The following is a 2,992-nucleotide window of genomic DNA, read 5'->3' on the forward strand; positions in this document are numbered from 1 at the left end:
AGGGGAGTGAAATAGATTCTGAAACCATTTACTTACAAGTAGTCAGAGCACGTTAAAGTGTGATGGCGTAAGAGTATTTGGTGGATGCCTTGGGTCTGAAAGTCGATGAAGGACGCGATTACCTGCGATAAGCTTCGTGGAGTTGGAAATAAACTATGATACGGAGATTTCCGAATGGGGTAACCTAACTGAGCAAACCTCAGTTGCATTTTGATGAATCCATAGTCAAATTAGCGAGACACGTTGCGAATTGAAACATCTTAGTAGCAACAGGAAAAGAAAATAAATAATGATTTCGTCAGTAGTGGCGAGCGAAAGCGAAAGAGCCCAAACCTGTAAAAAGGGGTTGTAGGACATCTTACATTGAGTTACAAAATTTTATGATAGTAGAAGAAGTTGGAAAGCTTCAACATAGAAGGTGATATTCCTGTATACGAAATCATAAAATCTCATAGATGTATCCTGAGTAGGGCGGGGCACGTGAAACCCTGTCTGAATCTGCCGGGACCACCCGGTAAGGCTAAATACTAATCAGACACCGATAGTGAACTAGTACCGTGAGGGAAAGGTGAAAAGAACCCCGAGAGGGGAGTGAAATAGATTCTGAAACCATTTACTTACAAGTAGTCAGAGCACGTTAAAGTGTGATGGCGTACATCTTGCAGTATGGGCCGGCGAGTTATGTTAATATGCAAGGTTAAGCAGAAAAAAGCGGAGCCGTAGGGAAACCGAGTCTGAATAGGGCGACTTTAGTATATTGGCATATACCCGAAACCAGGTGATCTATCCATGAGCAGGTTGAAGCTTAGGTAAAACTAAGTGGAGGACCGAACCGTAGTACGCTAAAAAGTGCCCGGATGACTTGTGGATAGCGGTGAAATTCCAATCGAACCTGGAGATAGCTGGTTCTCTTCGAAATAGCTTTAGGGCTAGCGTATAGTATTGTTTAATGGGGGTAGAGCACTGAATGTGGAATGGCGGCATCTAGCTGTACTGACTATAATCAAACTCCGAATACCATTAAAATTAAGCTATGCAGTCGGAACGTGGGTGATAACGTCCACGCTCGCGAGGGAAACAACCCAGATCGTCAGCTAAGGTCCCAAAATTGTGTTAAGTGAGAAAGGTTGTGAGATTTCATAAACAACTAGGAAGTTGGCTTAGAAGCAGCCACCTTTTAAAGAGTGCGTAATTGCTCACTAGTCAAGAGATCTTGCGCCAATAATGTAACGGGACTCAAACACAATACCGAAGCTACGGGCACATTATGTGCGTTAGGAGAGCGTTTTAATTTCGTTGAAGTCAGACCGTGAGGACTGGTGGAGAGATTAAAAGTGAGAATGCCGGCATGAGTAACGATTCGAAGTGAGAATCTTCGACGCCTATTGGGAAAGGTTTCCTGGGCAAGGTTCGTCCACCCAGGGTTAGTCAGGGCCTAAGATGAGGCAGAAATGCATAGTCGATGGACAACAGGTTAATATTCCTGTACTTGGTAAAAGAATGATGGAGTGACGAAAAAGGATAGTTCTACCACTTACTGGATTGTGGGGTAAGCAACAAGAGAGTTATATAGGCAAATCTGTATAGCATAATCTTGAGTTGTGATGCATAGTGAAGACTTCGGTCGAGTAACGAATTGAATGATTTCATGTTTCCAAGAAAAGCTTCTAGTGTTAATTTTTTATCAACCTGTACCGAGAACGAACACACGTTCCCAAGATGAGTATTCTAAGGCGAGCGAGAAAACCAATGTTAAGGAACTCTGCAAAATAACCCCGTAAGTTCGCGAGAAGGGGCGCCTATTTTTAATAGGCCACAGAAAATAGGGGGGGCAACTGTTTATCAAAAACACAGCTCTCTGCTAAGTTGTAAAACGACGTATAGAGGGTGAAGCCTGCCCAGTGCCCGAAGGTTAAACGGAGATGTTAGCTTACGCAAAGCATTAAAGTGAAGCCCGGGTGAACGGCGGCCGTAACAATAACGGTCCTAAGGTAGCGAAATTCCTTGTCAACTAATTATTGACCTGCACGAAAGGCGCAATGATCTCCCTACTGTCTCAACATTGGACTCGGTGAAATTATGGTACCAGTGAAAACGCTGGTTACCCGCATCAAGACGAAAAGCCCCCGTGGAGCTTTACTATAACTTCGTATTGAAAATTGGTTTAGCATGTGTAGGATAGGTGGGAGACTTTGAAGCTGGGACGCTAGTTCTAGTGGAGTCAACCTTGAAATACCACCCTTGCTAAATTGATTTTCTAACCCGTTCCCCTTATCTGGGAAGGAGACAGTGCGTGGTGGGTAGTTTGACTGGGGCGGTCGCCTCCTAAAGAGTAACGGAGGCGTTCAAAGCTACACTCAATATGGTCAGAAACCATATGCAGAGCACAAAGGTAAAAGTGTGGTTGACTGCAAGACTTACAAGTCGAGCAGGTGCGAAAGCAGGACTTAGTGATCCGGCGGTACATTGTGGAATGGCCGTCGCTCAACGGATAAAAGCTACCCCGGGGATAACAGGCTAATCTTCCCCAAGAGATCACATCGACGGGAAGGTTTGGCACCTCGATGTCGGCTCATCGCATCCTGGAGCTGGAGTCGGTTCCAAGGGTTTGGCTGTTCGCCAATTAAAGCGGTACGTGAGCTGGGTTCAGAACGTCGTGAGACAGTTCGGTCTCTATCTGATGTGGGCGTTGGAATATTGATGAGAGCTGCTCTTAGTACGAGAGGACCGGAGTGGACGTACCGCTGGTGTTCCAGTTGTCTTGCCAAAGGCACAGCTGGGTAGCTAAGTACGGAAAAGATAACCGCTGAAAGCATCTAAGCGGGAAGCTTCCTCAAAGATGAGTATTCCTTATGAAATTCCTTGTAGACTACGAGGTTGATAGGTTGGAAGTGTAAGTGTAGTAATACATTCAGCTGACCAATACTAATATATTCAAAAATTTAAAATGTTAGTATTCTTAAGATATTTTAATACTAAATATTATTGCTAT

The 2,992-nt window shown here is 44.4% G+C and carries 1 rRNA gene; it reads left to right on the forward strand.

The features are described from left to right. The first annotated feature begins 57 nt into the window (after nt 1-57). Nucleotides 58-2,950 (forward strand): 23S ribosomal RNA (locus tag ACSLUQ_RS20430). Nucleotides 2,951-2,992 lie beyond the last annotated feature (42 nt).

This window comes from Stappia sp. ICDLI1TA098, from assembly GCF_054880955.1.